18 protein-coding genes are annotated in these 15992 nt (G+C 34.8%); 12 read left to right on the plus strand and 6 right to left on the minus strand.

What is annotated here, in order from left to right; genetic code table 11:
* Positions 1–3 precede the first annotated feature (3 nt).
* The 7 genes from SCA31_RS12130 (at position 4) to SCA31_RS12160 (ending at position 6097) form a co-directional block, all read left to right on the plus strand.
* Positions 4–432, plus strand: a complete 429-nt coding sequence (locus SCA31_RS12130; RefSeq protein WP_410697257.1) for a hypothetical protein — start codon at positions 4–6, stop codon at positions 430–432.
* A gap of 395 nt (positions 433–827) precedes the next feature.
* Positions 828–1910 carry a chorismate mutase gene (locus SCA31_RS12135; RefSeq protein WP_410697258.1) on the plus strand — a complete coding sequence of 361 codons (1083 nt, stop codon included), beginning with the start codon at positions 828–830 and terminating at the stop codon, positions 1908–1910.
* Positions 1911–2015: 105 nt separating this feature from the next.
* The gene (rsgA, locus tag SCA31_RS12140) at positions 2016–2942 is read left to right on the plus strand and encodes a ribosome small subunit-dependent GTPase A (RefSeq protein WP_410697259.1); all 927 of its coding nucleotides are present in this window, start codon (positions 2016–2018) and stop codon (positions 2940–2942) included.
* Positions 2943–3567: 625 nt separating this feature from the next.
* On the plus strand, positions 3568–3984 hold the full coding sequence (locus tag SCA31_RS12145; protein ID WP_034687444.1) for a nucleoside-diphosphate kinase: 417 nt from the start codon (positions 3568–3570) through the stop codon (positions 3982–3984).
* A 217-nt stretch (positions 3985–4201) separates the two neighbouring features.
* Entirely contained in the window at positions 4202–4465 is a 264-nt protein-coding gene (locus SCA31_RS12150; protein WP_410697260.1) for a hypothetical protein, read from the plus strand.
* A gap of 3 nt (positions 4466–4468) precedes the next feature.
* Entirely contained in the window at positions 4469–5566 is a 1098-nt protein-coding gene (locus SCA31_RS12155; protein ID WP_410697261.1) for a DUF692 family multinuclear iron-containing protein, read from the plus strand.
* Positions 5567–5611: 45 nt separating this feature from the next.
* Entirely contained in the window at positions 5612–6097 is a 486-nt protein-coding gene (locus tag SCA31_RS12160; RefSeq protein WP_410697262.1) for a DUF1772 domain-containing protein, read from the plus strand.
* Between the two features lie 213 nt (positions 6098–6310).
* Here the strand turns inward: SCA31_RS12160 and rpe are convergent, their stop codons facing one another.
* Together rpe and SCA31_RS12170 are read right to left on the minus strand one after the other, a co-directional pair.
* Complete coding sequence (gene rpe, locus SCA31_RS12165) at positions 6311–6961, minus strand: ribulose-phosphate 3-epimerase (RefSeq protein ID WP_109619448.1); 651 nt, start codon at positions 6959–6961, stop codon at positions 6311–6313.
* 109 nt (positions 6962–7070) lie between these two features.
* Positions 7071–8144, minus strand: coding sequence for a M28 family peptidase (locus SCA31_RS12170; protein WP_410697263.1), 1074 nt, complete (start codon positions 8142–8144; stop codon positions 7071–7073).
* Positions 8145–8195: 51 nt separating this feature from the next.
* On the opposite strand from SCA31_RS12170, the gene SCA31_RS12175 reads away from it, so the two are divergent.
* Positions 8196–8900 carry a DUF4294 domain-containing protein gene (locus tag SCA31_RS12175; protein WP_410697264.1) on the plus strand — a complete coding sequence of 235 codons (705 nt, stop codon included), beginning with the start codon at positions 8196–8198 and terminating at the stop codon, positions 8898–8900.
* A 23-nt stretch (positions 8901–8923) separates the two neighbouring features.
* Here SCA31_RS12175 and SCA31_RS12180 read toward each other — a convergent pair whose 3' ends face one another.
* Both SCA31_RS12180 and mnmD read right to left on the minus strand, forming a co-directional pair.
* Positions 8924–9340, minus strand: coding sequence for an NUDIX domain-containing protein (locus tag SCA31_RS12180; protein WP_410697265.1), 417 nt, complete (start codon positions 9338–9340; stop codon positions 8924–8926).
* A 132-nt stretch (positions 9341–9472) separates the two neighbouring features.
* Entirely contained in the window at positions 9473–10147 is a 675-nt protein-coding gene (gene mnmD / locus SCA31_RS12185) for a tRNA (5-methylaminomethyl-2-thiouridine)(34)-methyltransferase MnmD (protein WP_284464094.1), read from the minus strand.
* Between the two features lie 85 nt (positions 10148–10232).
* Between mnmD and SCA31_RS12190 the strand changes: the two genes are divergently transcribed.
* The 4 genes from SCA31_RS12190 (at position 10233) to SCA31_RS12205 (ending at position 13425) form a co-directional block, all read left to right on the plus strand.
* Positions 10233–11303, plus strand: coding sequence for a branched-chain amino acid aminotransferase (locus SCA31_RS12190; RefSeq protein ID WP_410697266.1), 1071 nt, complete (start codon positions 10233–10235; stop codon positions 11301–11303).
* Positions 11304–11430: 127 nt separating this feature from the next.
* Entirely contained in the window at positions 11431–11943 is a 513-nt protein-coding gene (locus tag SCA31_RS12195; protein ID WP_410697267.1) for an FKBP-type peptidyl-prolyl cis-trans isomerase, read from the plus strand.
* Positions 11944–12024: 81 nt separating this feature from the next.
* On the plus strand, positions 12025–13062 hold the full coding sequence (locus SCA31_RS12200) for a peptidylprolyl isomerase (RefSeq protein ID WP_228422314.1): 1038 nt from the start codon (positions 12025–12027) through the stop codon (positions 13060–13062).
* 141 nt (positions 13063–13203) lie between these two features.
* A complete protein-coding gene (locus SCA31_RS12205; RefSeq protein WP_410697268.1) occupies positions 13204–13425 on the plus strand; it encodes a hypothetical protein in 222 nt (73 codons plus the stop codon).
* Between the two features lie 71 nt (positions 13426–13496).
* Here SCA31_RS12205 and SCA31_RS12210 read toward each other — a convergent pair whose 3' ends face one another.
* A complete protein-coding gene (locus SCA31_RS12210) occupies positions 13497–13742 on the minus strand; it encodes a hypothetical protein (protein ID WP_410697269.1) in 246 nt (81 codons plus the stop codon).
* Positions 13743–14631: 889 nt separating this feature from the next.
* The gene (locus tag SCA31_RS12215; RefSeq protein WP_410697271.1) at positions 14632–15990 is read right to left on the minus strand and encodes a M28 family peptidase; all 1359 of its coding nucleotides are present in this window, start codon (positions 15988–15990) and stop codon (positions 14632–14634) included.
* Positions 15991–15992 lie beyond the last annotated feature (2 nt).

The following is a 15992-nucleotide window of genomic DNA, read 5'->3' on the forward strand; positions in this document are numbered from 1 at the left end:
TTTTTGAATAAAGAAGATAAAGTAGAAACAACAGAAAATGTTGTTGTCAAAACTGAAAATCTTCCCCAGCACCATTTTACAGATACAGATCTGCAGATGGAATGGAAAATAATGCTTAAACAACTGCAGGTAAAAAATAATTTTGTCTTTAATGCAGTGAAGACCTTTAAGCTGGAGAAAAAAGAAGAGAATAAGATCAGGGTTTTATTTCCTTCAGATTCTGCCAAAGTAGAATTTGACAAGATAAGTGGAGAATTTTTTAATCATTTCAGAAAAAAAGTTCAGAACCATGCAATTGAGGTAGAATACGAGAGAGACACTGAAAATCTGAAGATTGAAGTAGTCACCAAAAAGAAAATATTTGAAAAATTTATAGAAAAAAATCCACTTTTAAGAGATCTTGATGATTTAATGAAGTTTGATTTGACATAATTTTTATATATTTGTCAAAGTTTTCTGTGAAAAATAACTTTTTGACAAAAACAAATTGTAACTAGAAACGCTAAAACAAAGACATTTCCAGAAGAAAAATGGAAAAACTATCTAATACATATCTGTCTTTCTTTGCACCCGCTAATTATTTTAGCGGTTATTTTAGCTTTTCTGCTTCTTATTATAGAAATTTCAGAACCTATTACCGATTTTATTGGTATTGTTAACTGAATTTCTTTCCAAAAAATACAGGAGAAGTAGAGCCTTATTATTTTCCTGATTCCTTTAAACAATTTTGAACGGCATTTTTTGAAAAGAATTATAAATTAAATTTTATAATCAAAGGGCTATTGCTGTGAACTAAAAAAATATAAAAAAACAATAAAATTTAGAATATGAATTTAAAAGATTTAAAAAACGAGTGGATCAACGAGCTTACACAACCATTAATGATTGCGGGGCCGTGTAGCGCAGAAAGTGAAGCTCAGATGCTTGAAACAGCCAGAAGAATTAAAGAATCCAATGCTAATGTATCGGTTTTCCGTGCAGGAATCTGGAAACCACGTACAAAGCCAAATGGATTTGAGGGAGTAGGAGTAATTGGTTTGAACTGGCTAAAGAAAGTAAAGGAAGAATACGGATTCAAAACAGCTACAGAGGTTGCTAATGCACACCATGTATTTGCTGCTTTAGAGGCTGATGTAGATGTTCTTTGGATTGGAGCACGTTCTACGGTAAACCCATTTACAGTACAGGAAATTGCAATGGCATTAAGAGGAACGGATAAGCCGGTATTTGTTAAAAACCCTGTAAACCCGGATCTTGCATTATGGATTGGTGCTCTTGAAAGACTTTTAGGTCAGGATATTAAAAACCTAGGGGTAATTCACAGAGGATTCTCAACATACCAGAAAACAAAATACAGAAATAACCCTAACTGGCAGATTGCTCTTGACTTCAAAAGCCAGTTCCCGGATATTCCAATGTTGATTGACCCGTCTCACATTTGTGGAAATAGAACAGGTTTGGCAGATATTACTCAGGAAGCGCTTAACGTTGGTTACCAAGGGGCAATTATTGAATCGCACTGTAATCCCGATGAAGCGTGGAGTGATGCTTCTCAACAGATTACGCCTGAAGTACTTGCTGAACTTATCGGTAACTTAAAAGTAAGAAACTCTAATCTTGCAGGTTTTGAAGGGGAAATGGGAAGACACAGAACATTGATTTCTGATCTTGATTTCCAGTTAATCGAGCTTCTTTCTCAAAGAATGAAGATTTCAGAAAAAATTGGTAAGCTTAAACAAGAAAATGATATTGCCATCTTCCAGCCTGAACGTTGGAAAGTAATTACAGAATACGCTACACAAAAAGCGAAAGAAACAGGAATGTCTCAGGAGTTTATTGAGAAAGTCTTCAAAGCGATTCACGAAGAGTCTATTGAAGTACAGAATAACATTATGATTGACAAGAAATAACTTGCTGAGAATATATAATAGCTAGTAGGGCTTAGGGTGTCAGATTTAGAATAAACTATTTCCTTACCCTAAGCCCTAATTTCTTATATTTGCACCATATTATCTATGAAAGGAAAAATCATTAAATCTACAGGCAGTTGGTACCAGGTTTTGGAATTGGAAACAAATAAAATTTTCGAGGCCAGAATCAGAGGTAAATTCAAATTGATCAAAACAAGACTTACCAATCCGCTTGCTGTAGGAGATTTTGTTGAGTTTCAGTTGGAGCAGGATGATATTGCATGGATCACGAAGATAGAACCACGCAGAAATTACCTGATCAGAAAATCTGTTAATCTTTCAAAAGAAGCACATATCATTGCTTCCAATATAGATCTGGCATGCTTTATTTTCACCTTAAAGCATCCGGAAACTTCTTTAGGATTTCTGGATAGATTTTTAGCTTGCTGTGAGGCATATAATATTACACCGTTGATTCTTTTCAACAAGATTGATGTGTTGCATGAAGAAGAAATTGAAATTGTAAAAGATGTTGAATTTATTTATCAGGAAATAGGGTATAATACCCTGGAAATCTCATCTTATTCAGGATTGAACCTGGATCAGCTTCAGGAGCTCCTTAAAGATAGAACCTCCGTGTTTTTCGGGCACTCAGGGTGCGGAAAGTCTACATTAGTTAATGCTTTACAGCCCGGATTAAATTTGAAAACTTCAGAAATTTCAGATACCCATTTAAAAGGAAAGCACACCACAACCTTTGCTCAGATGCATTTCTGGCATTTTGGTGGAAACGTTATTGATACTCCCGGAGTTCGTGAATTTGCAATGATCGACATTGAAAAAGAAGAAGTTCAACACTATTTTCCTGAAATATTTAAGAAAAGGGAAGGGTGTAAATTCCATAACTGTCTTCACATTAATGAGCCTAAATGTGCTGTTCTTGATGCCCTTGAAGCAGGAGAAATTCAACATTCTCGTTACGCTAATTACATCAAACTGATGGATGAAGCCGAGGAAGCTTCTCAAAAATAATAGACCATTTTCATATCATAATAATACCTCAGATTAATATAAAATAATCTGAAAGAATACTTTTGTTCGTATATTCAAGTAAAATCCATTCTGTATATCCTGAACCAAATTTCGTAGATAGAACAAAAAAAGTAGAAACTTAATACATTAGACCTTAATAAAATAAATTTTAAAAAAAAGTAAAGACGGTTTTTAGTAACTGAATTTTTTAAAGTAAAAAAAAATTAAGATAATTCTACTTTTTGTCATGCATATTTTGTCACATAACTCTACTTTTCAATACCTGAATTCTAACTGACTAAAAAAAAATAAAAATTTTCGATTATTTCATTGATTGCATAAGAAGCAATAATGTGTTAATATACTTTTATAAGGTTTTTAATTTTATTAAATCGATAACAAAATAGCTGTTTTGTTGCAAATAAAAAACCCAGCCGAAGCTGGGTAAAAACTAATAACCATGAAAACTCAAATTAAACATGAGAATCGCAATAGAATAAACAATTACTGTGCCAAAGTTGAGTTCATAATTTCTTAATAAAAGTTATTTTTATGTTAAAAAAAAATTAAAATAAAAATCAAAGATATTTTTTGTAATTTTGCGCCATTAAAAAAATATACATTTATGTCTAACATTACATTCACTATGATTAAGCCTGATGCTGTTGCTGACGGACATATCGGTGCAATATTGGGTAAGATTGCTGAAGGAGGTTTTAAAATCAAAGCTTTAAAATTAACTCAGCTTACAGTTGCTGATGCAAAAAAATTCTATGAAGTACACGCTGAAAGACCATTTTATGGTGAGTTAGTAGAATTCATGAGTTCTGGTCCTATCGTAGCTGCTGTTTTAGAAAAAGACAATGCAGTTGAAGATTTCAGAACATTGATTGGTGCTACTAACCCTGCAGAAGCTGCAGAAGGTACAATCAGAAAAATGTTTGCAAGAAGCATCGGAGAAAATGCAGTTCACGGTTCAGATTCTGACGAGAATGCATTAATCGAGGCTCAGTTCCATTTTTCAGGAAGAGAGATTTTCTAAGAAAATTACCTTACAAAATAAAAGATCCGGAGAATATTCTTCGGATTTTGTTTTTTATAGTGACAAATACTTTTACTCAATATTGAAATTGTATCCCTGCTGTCACAATAACTGCCATTTCAGCTGCTTTTAGATAGCAGTGAGGTCTTGATTTTCTGATAGGATCTAAAAATTAAAATATTCAATAATAAATTGTTGTATTTTAGACTTGAAATAAATGGAACGTTTATTGCAAATTTCCTCTAAAAAAGCGATTATGAAAATTCCAACATTATTAATGGCCAGTTTATTAGCGGTAGGTGTATCTGCACAAACTACCCAATCTTCCGGTAAAACGAAAAAACCGGTAAAGAAAGTTAGAAAAGCAGCCGCTTCCGACACAACTAAAAAACCGAAGCCTACCACACCTCCTAAAGTAATTGTTAAAAAAGATACAGTTCGACATGACCCTCGTAATTGCCCTGCCTGCGGGATGGGATAGGAGATGGGAAAGCCACTGCTAGGATTATCAATGATGGCAGAAGCGGAGTTTATTTCTGCTGTTTTGCCTTTGCTGCAGAGTAATTCTGTTGATGTATTGGAATGGTCATTTGATACCCTTTATCATACAGAAGAACCGACCTGGCTTGGGGATTTGTTAGATTTTTACTCCGAAAATAATCGCCTGATCGGTCATGGAGTTTATTATTCATTATTTGATGCCAGATGGACGGAACGGCAGAATGTATGGTTGGATAGATTAAAGGGAGAGGTTAAACAAAGAAATTACAACCATATTACGGAGCATTTTGGCTTCATGAATACTGAGAACTTCCATCAGGGCGTACCATTGCCGGTTTCTTTGCATTCTAAAGTACTACAAATAGGAAAGGACAGGCTTTTCAGACTTCAGGAAGCATTAGAAATTCCTGTGGGGATAGAGAATCTGGCATTTTCATTCTCTGTAGATGATGTTAGAGAGCAAGGGCTTTTTCTGGACAAACTTATTGAAGATACCCACGGATTTCTGATTCTTGATCTTCACAATATTTACTGTCAATCCTGTAATTTTGAAATAGAGATGCAGGAAATTATCAATTCATATCCCTTGGATAAAGTAAAAGAAATTCATCTTTCAGGAGGAAGCTGGCAGGATAGTGTTTATGGAAAAAAGCACATTCGAAGGGATACCCATGATGATATTATTCCTGAGGATATTTTATCTGTACTGCCATGGGTTTTATCCCAATGTCACAATCTGGAATATGTAATTATAGAAAGACTTGGTCACTCCATTCAGCAAGAAAGTGAAAAAAATGATTTTCTAGAAGATTTTGCTAAGGTTAAAAAGCTTATTTCAGAATCGGATTGGAAGAATCAACAGAAATTTCATTGGAATAAAAAGGAACTAAAACTTTTAGAAAATCCATTGGAAGATATCCTTTTGCATCAGGAACAAACTATGCTTACGAGATTATTGTTTGATAATGCCGATGTCTCATTAATTAAAAATCAGGAATTTTATTATTTTAAAACAGAGAACTGGGATTCTGAAATGATACTCACCGCTCAGAATATCATTAAAAAATGGAATCCTTATTAAAAAAACTCTGTAATCTATGATCATCACAAATCAAAATATATGAAAATGATAACGGTATTATTAATTATCACCGCAGTGCTTACCGCTCTTATTGCCGGACTTTTTTATGCCTATTCCTGCTCTGTTGTGCTTGGGTTGGGAAAGCTTTCTGATCTGGAATATCTGAAAGCGATGCAAAATATTAACCGGGAAATTCTAAATCCTGTGTTTTTTATGAGTTTTATGGGAACAGCAATTCTTCTTCCTATATCCGCCTTTTTATTTAGATCTGAACAGCCTGTTTTTATTTTTCTTTTATTGGCAACATTCTCTTACTTGATAGGTGTTTTTGGAGTTACTGTAGTTGGAAATGTACCCATGAATGACTTATTGGATCAATTTGATATTTCTAATTCTACGACAGATGCTATCAAGCAAATGCGGGATAACTTTGAAAACAGATGGAATTTTCTGAACAATATAAGAACTGTTTTTTCTGTCATCACGATTGTTCTGGTGGTGTGTGCCTGTATTTGGAATAAGGAAGTATAAAAAGTTTTATATAAGTAAAAATACTCAAATGAAAATACCGTATTTCTACGGATGTTTATGTGATATTTTATTCAGACCTTTGGGTTGTTAGTAAGAAGAATTTAGACATTTAAAGAATCTTGAAAGAAAATTCATAACCACGACGACTCAAATTTCAGCGAAAAGGCAGCTCTATAAGAACTGCCTTTTTGTGTATTTATAATCTGTTTATTTTTAGATTTTTAAAAGCTCAATGGTTCTTTCCGGGCTTTCTGTAGAGAATACTGCGTTTCCTGCAACTAGAACATCTGCTCCGGCTTCAAAAAGTTTTGATGCATTGTCAAGATTTACTCCTCCGTCTACTTCAATAAGAGCCGTAGAGTTGTTGCTTAAAATAAGATCCTTAGTTTCGGCGATCTTTTTATAGGTGTTTTCAATGAATTTCTGTCCTCCAAATCCTGGATTTACACTCATTAATAATACCAAATCCACATCAGCAATAATATCCTCCAACATTAAAACTGGAGTGGAAGGATTTAAAACAACTCCGGCTTTTACGCCTTTGCTCTGAATGTGGTGGATGATTCTGTGAAGATGCGTACATGCTTCATAATGTACAGAAATCAGATCCGCACCATGATTGATAAATTCATCAACATAATTTTCAGGTTCCACAATCATTAAGTGAACATCCACGAATTTTTTAGCATGTTGCTGAACAGTTTTCATTACAGGAAAACCAAATGAAATGTTAGGTACAAATCTCCCGTCCATTACATCAATATGGAACCAGTCGGCCTGGGAGTTGTTGAGCATTTCAATGTCTCTTTGCAGATTCCCAAAGTCTGCAGATAAAAGGGATGGAGCAATAAGCTTCGTTTTCATTTTTACTTTATATTAGATATTTAGAGTCAAAAATCAAGAGCCGGATATATTGAAAACAGGTGTTTTATATTTTAGTCTCTTGAATCTTGTGTCTTTCATCTTGATTCTATTAATGATACTTCAGTTTCATTTCTGGTGTAATCTTCAGAACGGTTTCGTAGATAAGCTTGATGACGTTTCCTACATCCTCTTTAGATACCATTTCCACTGTTGTATGCATGTAGCGCAAAGGTAAGGAAATTAATGCACTTGGTACTCCGCCGTTGGAGTGGGCAAAAGCATCAGTGTCTGTTCCTGTTGATCTGCTTGCTGCAGCTCTTTGATAAGGGATTTTTTCGGTTTTTGCAGTGTCAATAATCAATTCTCTGATGGTATGATGAACACTTGGAGCAAAGAATACTACTGGCCCATCACCACATTTCTGGTTCCCCTCTTTTTCTTTTTCAATCATCGGGGTTGTCGTGTCGTGGGTAACATCTGTTACAATCGCAATATTAGGCTTGATGGTATCAGCAATCATATCTGCACCATATAATCCAACTTCTTCCTGTACAGAATTGGTAATGTAAAGCCCAAATGGAATAGATTTTTTATTTTCCTTTAAAAGTCGTGCTACTTCAGCAATCATAAAGCCTCCAATTCTGTTGTCTAAGGCTCTGCAGACGAAATATCTGTCATTCATTTCGAAGAATTCATCAGGATAAGTGATCATGCATCCTACATAGATTCCCATTTCTTCCACTTCTTTTTTGGAAATAGCTCCACAATCGATGAAGATATTTTCAATTTTGGGAGTAGGTTCATTCTGATTGCTTCTGGTATGAATGGCGGGCCATCCGAATACCCCTTTTACGATCCCTTTTTCTCCGTGAATGTTAACTACTTTAGATGGAGCAATCGTCTGATCTGAACCTCCATTTCTGATCACATAGATCAACCCGTCATCAGTGATATAATTAACGTACCATGAAATTTCATCAGCATGGGCTTCAATCACTACTTTAAATTCGGCTTCAGGATTTATGATACCATAACATGTTCCGTAATGATCTACTTCAATTTTATCTACATACGGTCTGATGTAGTCCATCCAGACCTCTTGTCCCTTGTGTTCATAACCGGTTGGTGATGAAGTGTTTAAATATTTCTCTAAAAATTTCAAAGATTTCTTTTCAAATTTCATAAAAAGGAATGATTTTTGCGTTTAATTTTTGTTCTTATAAGTGTAAAAATAATGAATTTTAGTAAGATTATCTGCCTTTTTATTTTCTTTTTGGGAGTCAGTGTTTTTGGTCAAAAGGATTCTGTGGTAGCAAAACCTCTCAACCAATATCCACCCGAGTCTCTGAAGGTAGATGAATTCGGCAATAAATATTATTACGACGAACAGCAGAAAGTGAAGATCTATGAAGTGAACGGAGAGCCTGTAGTCGTAATGGATGAGTTGGTTTTGGTTAATAAACCGAGGTTTAATAATCAGCTGGATAAAAATTATTATTATTTCCTTAATAAGAAATTGTACAGGGTATATCCATTATTTGTAACTGCCTTGCAACAGTACAGAGATATTCAGGTGGATATGAATGATATGGATAGTAAGGCTAAAAGAAAGTTTGTAAGAGAGAGACAAAATATGCTTGCAGATCAGTATGAAAAGCAACTGAGAGACCTTACCACCACTGAAGGACAGGTTTTTGCCAAGTTGATGAATAGAGCTACCGGTAAAAACGTATATGAAATCATTAAGGAACTTAGAGGTGGATTCAGTGCTTTTTGGTGGAATCTAAAAGGGAAGATGGCTGATATTGATCTTAAAGAGAGATATAACCCCCATACCAACAGAACCGATGAGTTTGTGGAATCATTACTTCAGTCCAATTGGAATTCAGGGTACCTGAAGCCTTATCCTGGAGCAAGTGACTTCAAGGTAAAGAAATAAATAAAAAATTCCTGTAAGATTGCTTACAGGAATTTTTCTTTTAATTTATCAAATACAATCTTGTCTATAGGTAAAGGAAAGGGATTATCTGGTCTGTCAATCTCCATCCATTCAGTTTTTTCGATGCATGGATCCATAATAAGGAATTCATTTTCATCTACAATGTTCACTATATAATAGATGGTAAGCAGTTGTTCATTCTCTCTGAAGCGGGAAACCAGAAAATCTTCCTGTGTATAAAAATGTTCTGCAATATCGATCTTTACATTAAGTTCTTCATCAAATTCACGATGCAAACAATCTAATGTTCCTTCTCCGTATTCCAATCCGCCGCCAGGAAATTTCACTAAAGGTTCACCGGCATATTCCTCAAACAGGGTGAGAACTTTTTTATCTTTTACCGCACAGCCATACACCCTAATGTTGATCTTGTCTATCATATATATAATGTAAAATAATTTGTATAGCTAATGTAAGGAATTTTTATGAGCAGTATAAGGATGAAAAGATGAAATAGCAAAAAAAACAACACTGCAATTAACCTATTTTAAGGATTGTTCCCATTTCCCATCTTATAGTTTCACGGCATTAATCATCTCCCTTTTTCCTGGTGGGCCTTGTTTCTTCTCTACATTAAAATTAAGTTCCTGTAGGATTCTTCTTACGCTCCCTTTGGAAGAGTATGTTGTTAATAATCCGTTAATGGCCATTTTGTCAGAAACCATTTCAAATAAAGGTTTTTCCCAAAGGTCAGGTTGTACTCTTGCCCCAAAACAATCAAAGTAAACAAGATTGATTTTAGGCAGATCGATGTTCTTTAGATCAAAAAAGTCACATTCTATCTTTTTTAAGTTGAATCCACTAATGATTTCAACTGGCTTTTCCCAATCTGCTAGATGAATTTTCTGATAAATATTTTTTAACTCTGGGTTATCAAAAAGTTCAAAATAGGCTAAATCCTTAACTTCTGATTCATTTATGGGGTATTTTTCCAGGGAAAAATAATTGATGACATGATTTTTGTCAGTTTTTAAATATTCATTAATTGTCACTAAAACATTCAAACCTGTTCCAAAACCTAGTTCTAAAATATTAATTTCGCAATCATTTATTAAGTTTAATCCATTTTTGATAAACACGTGTTCTGCTTCCTGAAGAGCTCCGTGGTGAGAATGGTAGTTTTCATTTAAATCACTGATAAACAATGTTTTACTTCCGTCGTTTGTGGTCTTAATCTCTCTTTTCAAGCTATTTTTTTGTCAAATTTACTCTAAAATTTTTATATTTAGAAAATTATGTTAAATTTGTAGAACATCGTAAAAATTTTAAAAAATGATAATTCAAAAAACTGAAAACTCCAGAATTTCTACATTTGACCCAAACAACTTTTCATTTGGTGGTACATTCATAGATCATATGATTATATGTGAGTACGAAAATGGAAAATGGGGTGATGTAAAATTAGTTCCTTACGGTCCCATTCCATTTACACCTGCTATGATGGGGGTAAACTATGGACAAGCTTGTTTTGAAGGGATGAAAGCCTATAAAGACAAAGATGGGCAGGTTTTCCTTTTCAGGCCTGAAAAGAATTTTGAACGTATCAACAAGTCAGCGAAGCGTCTTGCTATGCCTGAGGTGACTGAGGAAATGTTTTTAGACGGATTAAAAGCATTAGTAGATATTGATAGAGACTGGATTCCTCAAGGAGAAGGAATGTCATTATATATCAGACCTTTGATTTTTGCTACAGAAGAAGCTTTGAAAGCTAGAGTTTCTGAAAAATATATGTTTGCTATTGTTGCTACACCAGCGAAAAGTTATTATGCAGAACCAGTTTCTGTAAAAATTTCTGATCACTATTCAAGAGCAGCAAACGGTGGAGTAGGTTCTGCTAAAGCAGCAGGAAACTATGCCGCTTCTTTCTACCCAACTCAATTGGCTATTGAAGAAGGATATGAACAAATTATCTGGACTGACGATGCTACTCACGAGTATTTTGAAGAGAGTGGTACAATGAACGTATTTGTAAGAATTAACGATACAATTTATACGCCCCCAACTTCTGAGAAAATTCTTGACGGAGTTACAAGAGACAGCTTCCTTCAATTAGCTAAGAAAAGAGGAATTGAAGTGAAAGTAGAACCAATTCCTGTGAAAACAGTAATTGAAGCTTTAAAGAGTGGTAACCTTAAAGAAGTATGGGGAGTAGGTACAGCGGTTGTAACAACTCAATTCCAGGCTTTAGGATACCAAGGCGAGAAATTGGCTCTTCCAAGATTATCTGATGAAGAAAGCTATGCAGCTATACTTAAGAAAGACTTGGTAGACCTACAAAACAATCTTGCTGAAGATCCATTCGGATGGAGAGTGGTAGTAGATCACGCTTTAGAAACAGTTTAATCTTAACTGAATAATAATATTGAAGCCGGGAAATTCCCGGCTTTTTTTATTTATATTAAATTGTTATGGTAAATCCTAGGATAAGTTTTGTAATTAATTCATGAAATGTGTATTTTCGCATAAGTTTATGAAAAAATTACTCTTCATATCAGCCATAAGCCTGTTAGGTTGCAATAGAAATGCACAGACGGCTCATCCTCCGGTAGGAGGTGTTTTAAGCCAAAAAGACCTGGATGTTTCTAAGAATAGGATGAAAAATCTGAATGCTATAGAGAGAGGCCAAATCCAGGATTGGATTAACGGACAATCGGTAAAGTATTATCCTACACAGCTTAACTATTGGGTTACGGTGGATGGCTATGATCGTAGAGAAAGGAGAACAGATAATACTCTTATCTCTTACTCGTATGAATTGTACGATTTTGATCAGACAAAGATCTATGATCAACCTTTTGAAAGAAGAGATGCCAAATTCGGGCACTTTGATGAACTGAAAGCGGTAGAGAATGCTTTGCGTTTTATACATGATGGAGAGGAAGTAACGCTTTTGGTGCCGTCTTCTTTGGCTTACGGAACTTTTGGAGACGAAAAGAAAATAGACAACGATATCCCATTAATCATAAAATTAAAAGCTTTATAATACATGAAATTGTTTAACAAAAATATAATTCTGGCAGCGGCAAGTATTTCGCTGATGAGTTGTACCCCAATTTATAAAAAAATGAACGTAGACAAAGAAACTTACGAAGGTCTTAATGACGGACTTTATGCTAATCTTCAAACCACAAAAGGTAACTTAATTGTTAAGTTTGAGGACAAGAAAGCACCAGTAACTGTAGCCAACTTTATCGGTCTTGCAGAAGGGAAAATCGATAACAAAGCTAAGGCTAAGGGAGTTCCTTACTATGACGGAACTATTTTCCACAGAGTGATCAAAGATTTCATGATTCAGGGAGGTGATCCTCAGGGAACAGGAATGGGAGATCCTGGATATAAATTCGAGGATGAAAGAAATGACCTTAAACATACAGGAAAAGGGATTCTTTCTATGGCGAACTCCGGACCAAACACAAACGGGTCTCAGTTTTTCATCACTGAAGTAGCTACCCCTTGGTTAGACGGAAGACACACGATCTTCGGAAAAGTGGTAAAAGGTAATGATGTAATTGATGCTATTGCCAATGTTGAAAAAGGAGCTCAGGATAAGCCTAAAACAGATATCGTTCTAGAGAAAGTTTCTGTTTTCGGAAAAGGTGACGAGTACAAAAATTACGATGCAGCTAAAACTTTCAACGAAGGAAAAGCTAAAATTGCAGAAAACAATAAAGCTTTCATCGCTAAAGAAGAAGCTGAAAAAAAGAAAAAAGAAGAAGAATTTAAAGCAAACCAGGAAAAATTAGTTGAAAACCTAAAAGCCGGAATGCAAAAAACTGAATCAGGTCTTTACTATAAAATCACTAAAACAGCGGATGGTAAAGCTCCAAAATCTGGTGATAACGTATCTGTACACTATGCTGGAAAGTTAGTAGACGGTACTGAGTTCGATTCTTCATTCAAGAGAAACGAGCCGATCGAAATTCCAATCGGAATGGGAAGAGTGATCAAAGGATGGGATGAAGGTATCCTATTGTTAAAAGAGGGAGAAACTGCTACTTTATTGATTCCGCCAGCAATGGGTTACGGAGAGAGAGGAGCAGGAGGAGTTATTCCACCAAACTCTTGGTTAGTTTTCGATGTTGAGCTTGTAAAAGTAAAATAATTGAATCTTTTTTAAGATATGAAAGCCGTTCCGAAAAGAGCGGCTTTTTTGTTTTTATAAAAGTACCGTAGAAATCCGGATTTCTGTAAACGAAAAATATTTCTATCTTTATCAATCACCAATGAAATAAAAATAGAAAATATGTTTGATCTGAATTACGATTTAATAAAGCAGGAAATTGAATCAGAAACTTGTAAAGAACATGGATTGCATCCGGAATTTGTGAAAACTGACGACGGATTTGGAATTAAAGCCTGTTGTCAGCCTTTTCATGCAGAGCTAGTTGCAAAATCTGAAAAAATTATTGAAGAAGAAACGACAAAGTTCCTTGATAAGATGATGAAGGATATCTTTAATGAATAAATTTTGAAAGAATAATTTATCAAAAAACCGCCCCAAAAGGGCGGTTTTTCAGTAAAAGAAAGATTAAAAAGTTATATGTTTCTGCTTGATCTTTTCTTCATTCCTGTTCCGGCTAGGGAACTGATGAATACAAGGCCAAAGCCGATATAGGCAGCAAATGCTGTCAGATATATAATTAAGCTGTTAAAGCTTGGTTTCGAGGTGTATACCAATACAGAAAAAGCGGCAAAACTCAAGACCAATAATAGGCTCCAGATATGCATTTTCGCTGCGTCTTCATTTCTCTTAAAAATCATTTCAAAAAAGGCTCTCATCATTACTAACATTTTAAGGGTTATACATTAATTAATTAGAATAAAGCAACACAATCATCACGGTAAAAAGAATGGCATATTCTCTTACTGGGCTAAGGTTCACGATGACTTTGCCGTTTATTTATATCGTTATACCGGGCTTAAAGTCCGGGATTTATAGTTTTTTTGAATCAATAGATGATTCATGGAGTTTTAAATGATACCAGTCAGATACGGGGCATAATACTGCTGTGAAAAATTAACCAGAGGTTAATCTATCACGTTCCCGTATCTTTTACGGCATCGTAGAAAAAAAAGGATTCATATACATCAATATGAACTTTGAATCAGTGGAAAACTGAAAATCCACAGAAAACCTTTTTTCTCATCCTTAGTGTTTTTTTAATTTTTTCTCGAAAAAGTAAATGCCAATTTCATGCCAAAGTGATAACTCTACTATTAACAGTTTGAGTTATTTTGCTGTAACTTGTTGTTTATAAGTTTATCCAGTGTCATATTTCCTTAAACGAAGAAAAAAGAAATTTGTAATGAATGAAAGCCAAGAACAGATGTTACTTTTCTCAGACCAGTAAAGAAAAGCATATAACTTATCGCAAATTTTGAAATTAAGGAATTATCTAAAAAATCACTACAATCTAAATAAGGTATAGTATAAATGTAAAAAAAGAGCGGAAACAGTTAGGTTTTGGTTAAAGCCATTGGAATAGACTTGTAAAATAAACAGTCTAATGCTTGTTACTATTGATTTTCAATAGTATTATTCTGAAAATATTTTTAAATCTTATGTTTGAGTTTCTGCATCAATTCAAGATGTGAGTTAAAAGTAAAAGTCCATATAAATCTTAGCTATTAAGATTTACATGGACTCTTTTATAGTACTAACCGGTACTTTTTACCAGTTTTTATCAATCATATAAATAATCTGCGTCATTGTTATGGCTCCAAGGAGTAATTCCCGACGGTTTACTTTTTCAAAAGTATCTTCTTCTGTATGATGAATATCAAAATAACGTTGAGAATCCGGCATTAATTCTGCAGCAGGAATTCCCATGTCATGAAGGGGGTAAAGGTCTGTTCCTGAAAATCTTTCTTCAAAATTATAGACTCCGTAGGGTAGGAATAATTTTGACCAGCCCTGGATTTGTTTTCTTTTAGTATCATCCATGTCAAGAGCAATTCCTCTCGGGGCAAAACCTCCTGCATCGGATTCTATGGCAAAAAGATGTTTTTCATTGCTTTCTTTTACTGTTTTTCCATATTGGATACCTCCTTTTACTCCATTTTCTTCATTGGCAAAGCAAACAACCCTGATGGTATGATTGTTTTGTATTCCTAGTTTTTTGAATGTTCTTACTACTTCAATGCTTTGAACAATTCCTGCACCGTCGTCATGAGCTCCTTCGCCCACGTCCCATGAATCAAGATGTCCACCCACTACAATTACGCTTTGATCTTTTTTTCCTGTAATTTCACCAATAACGGAGTGGGAGAGTTTCTCACCTTTCATTCCGCAATTGGAATTGAGTTTTGCAGTGATTTTTTGACTTTTTAATAAGGCTTCAAGTTCGTCTGCGGTGGTACTTCCAATAGCTACAGCGGGTATTTTGGAAACGCTTTCGTCATAGCGCATGGCTCCTGTGTGTGGAATATCATCAAATGCAGAGGAAAGTGATCGGACAATGGCAAATTTTCCTCCTTTTTTGGCTGTTAAAGAAGCAGCCGTTGATCTGTATTTTGAAGCATCACTGTATCCTTTAAAGGTTTCAATGAATGATTGTTTGAAAGGGTAGTTAAAGAATACAATTTTATCCTTTACCTTTTCGGCCGGGAGTTGGTTGTATTCGTCCATAGATTTTACCATGATAATTTCTCCTGAAACATCCTTACCGCCTGTTCCTTCGGAATTGCCTAAGGATAACATTTTAAGGTTTTTCCAGCTACCATTGATGGTTTTGATGTGAAGGGATTCTTTTCCTCTTACCCATACAGGGATCATGACTTCCTGAAGCCATACTTTATCTGCTCCTGCATCACGAAGTTTCTGTTCTGCCCATTTTACGGATTTTTCGTAGGCTTCGGAACCGCTTAAACGGTGGCCGATATTTTTTGTAAGTTCTCGCAGATCATTGTATCCTTTTCCATTGTTTAAAACTTCCAGAGAGATTTTACTGAACTGTAGAGAATCTTCTTTAGACTGACCAAAAACAGTCATTCCCAAAAGTAATAATGAGGTTCCTAGTATCTTTTTCATTG

Origin of the sequence: Chryseobacterium sp. SIMBA_028, from assembly GCF_046535285.1 — a bacterium.
Taxonomy (GTDB): Bacteria; Bacteroidota; Bacteroidia; order Flavobacteriales; family Weeksellaceae; genus Chryseobacterium.

Excerpts from the sequence above, each read along its gene's own strand:
- SCA31_RS12135 (WP_410697258.1), top strand. The coding sequence starts at position 828 with ATGAATTTAAAAGATTTAAAAAACGAGTGGATCAACGAGCTTACACAA.
- rsgA (WP_410697259.1), top strand. The coding sequence starts at position 2,016 with ATGAAAGGAAAAATCATTAAATCTACAGGCAGTTGGTACCAGGTTTTG.
- SCA31_RS12145 (WP_034687444.1), top strand. The coding sequence starts at position 3,568 with ATGTCTAACATTACATTCACTATGATTAAGCCTGATGCTGTTGCTGAC.
- SCA31_RS12150 (WP_410697260.1), top strand. The coding sequence starts at position 4,202 with ATGGAACGTTTATTGCAAATTTCCTCTAAAAAAGCGATTATGAAAATT.
- SCA31_RS12155 (WP_410697261.1), top strand. The coding sequence starts at position 4,469 with ATGGGAAAGCCACTGCTAGGATTATCAATGATGGCAGAAGCGGAGTTT.
- SCA31_RS12160 (WP_410697262.1), top strand. The coding sequence starts at position 5,612 with ATGATAACGGTATTATTAATTATCACCGCAGTGCTTACCGCTCTTATT.
- rpe (WP_109619448.1), bottom strand. The coding sequence starts at position 6,961 with ATGAAAACGAAGCTTATTGCTCCATCCCTTTTATCTGCAGACTTTGGG.
- SCA31_RS12170 (WP_410697263.1), bottom strand. The coding sequence starts at position 8,144 with ATGAAATTTGAAAAGAAATCTTTGAAATTTTTAGAGAAATATTTAAAC.
- SCA31_RS12175 (WP_410697264.1), top strand. The coding sequence starts at position 8,196 with ATGAATTTTAGTAAGATTATCTGCCTTTTTATTTTCTTTTTGGGAGTC.
- SCA31_RS12180 (WP_410697265.1), bottom strand. The coding sequence starts at position 9,340 with ATGATAGACAAGATCAACATTAGGGTGTATGGCTGTGCGGTAAAAGAT.
- SCA31_RS12190 (WP_410697266.1), top strand. The coding sequence starts at position 10,233 with ATGATAATTCAAAAAACTGAAAACTCCAGAATTTCTACATTTGACCCA.
- SCA31_RS12195 (WP_410697267.1), top strand. The coding sequence starts at position 11,431 with ATGAAAAAATTACTCTTCATATCAGCCATAAGCCTGTTAGGTTGCAAT.
- SCA31_RS12200 (WP_228422314.1), top strand. The coding sequence starts at position 12,025 with ATGAACGTAGACAAAGAAACTTACGAAGGTCTTAATGACGGACTTTAT.
- SCA31_RS12205 (WP_410697268.1), top strand. The coding sequence starts at position 13,204 with ATGTTTGATCTGAATTACGATTTAATAAAGCAGGAAATTGAATCAGAA.
- SCA31_RS12210 (WP_410697269.1), bottom strand. The coding sequence starts at position 13,742 with ATGATGAGAGCCTTTTTTGAAATGATTTTTAAGAGAAATGAAGACGCA.
- SCA31_RS12215 (WP_410697271.1), bottom strand. The coding sequence starts at position 15,990 with ATGAAAAAGATACTAGGAACCTCATTATTACTTTTGGGAATGACTGTT.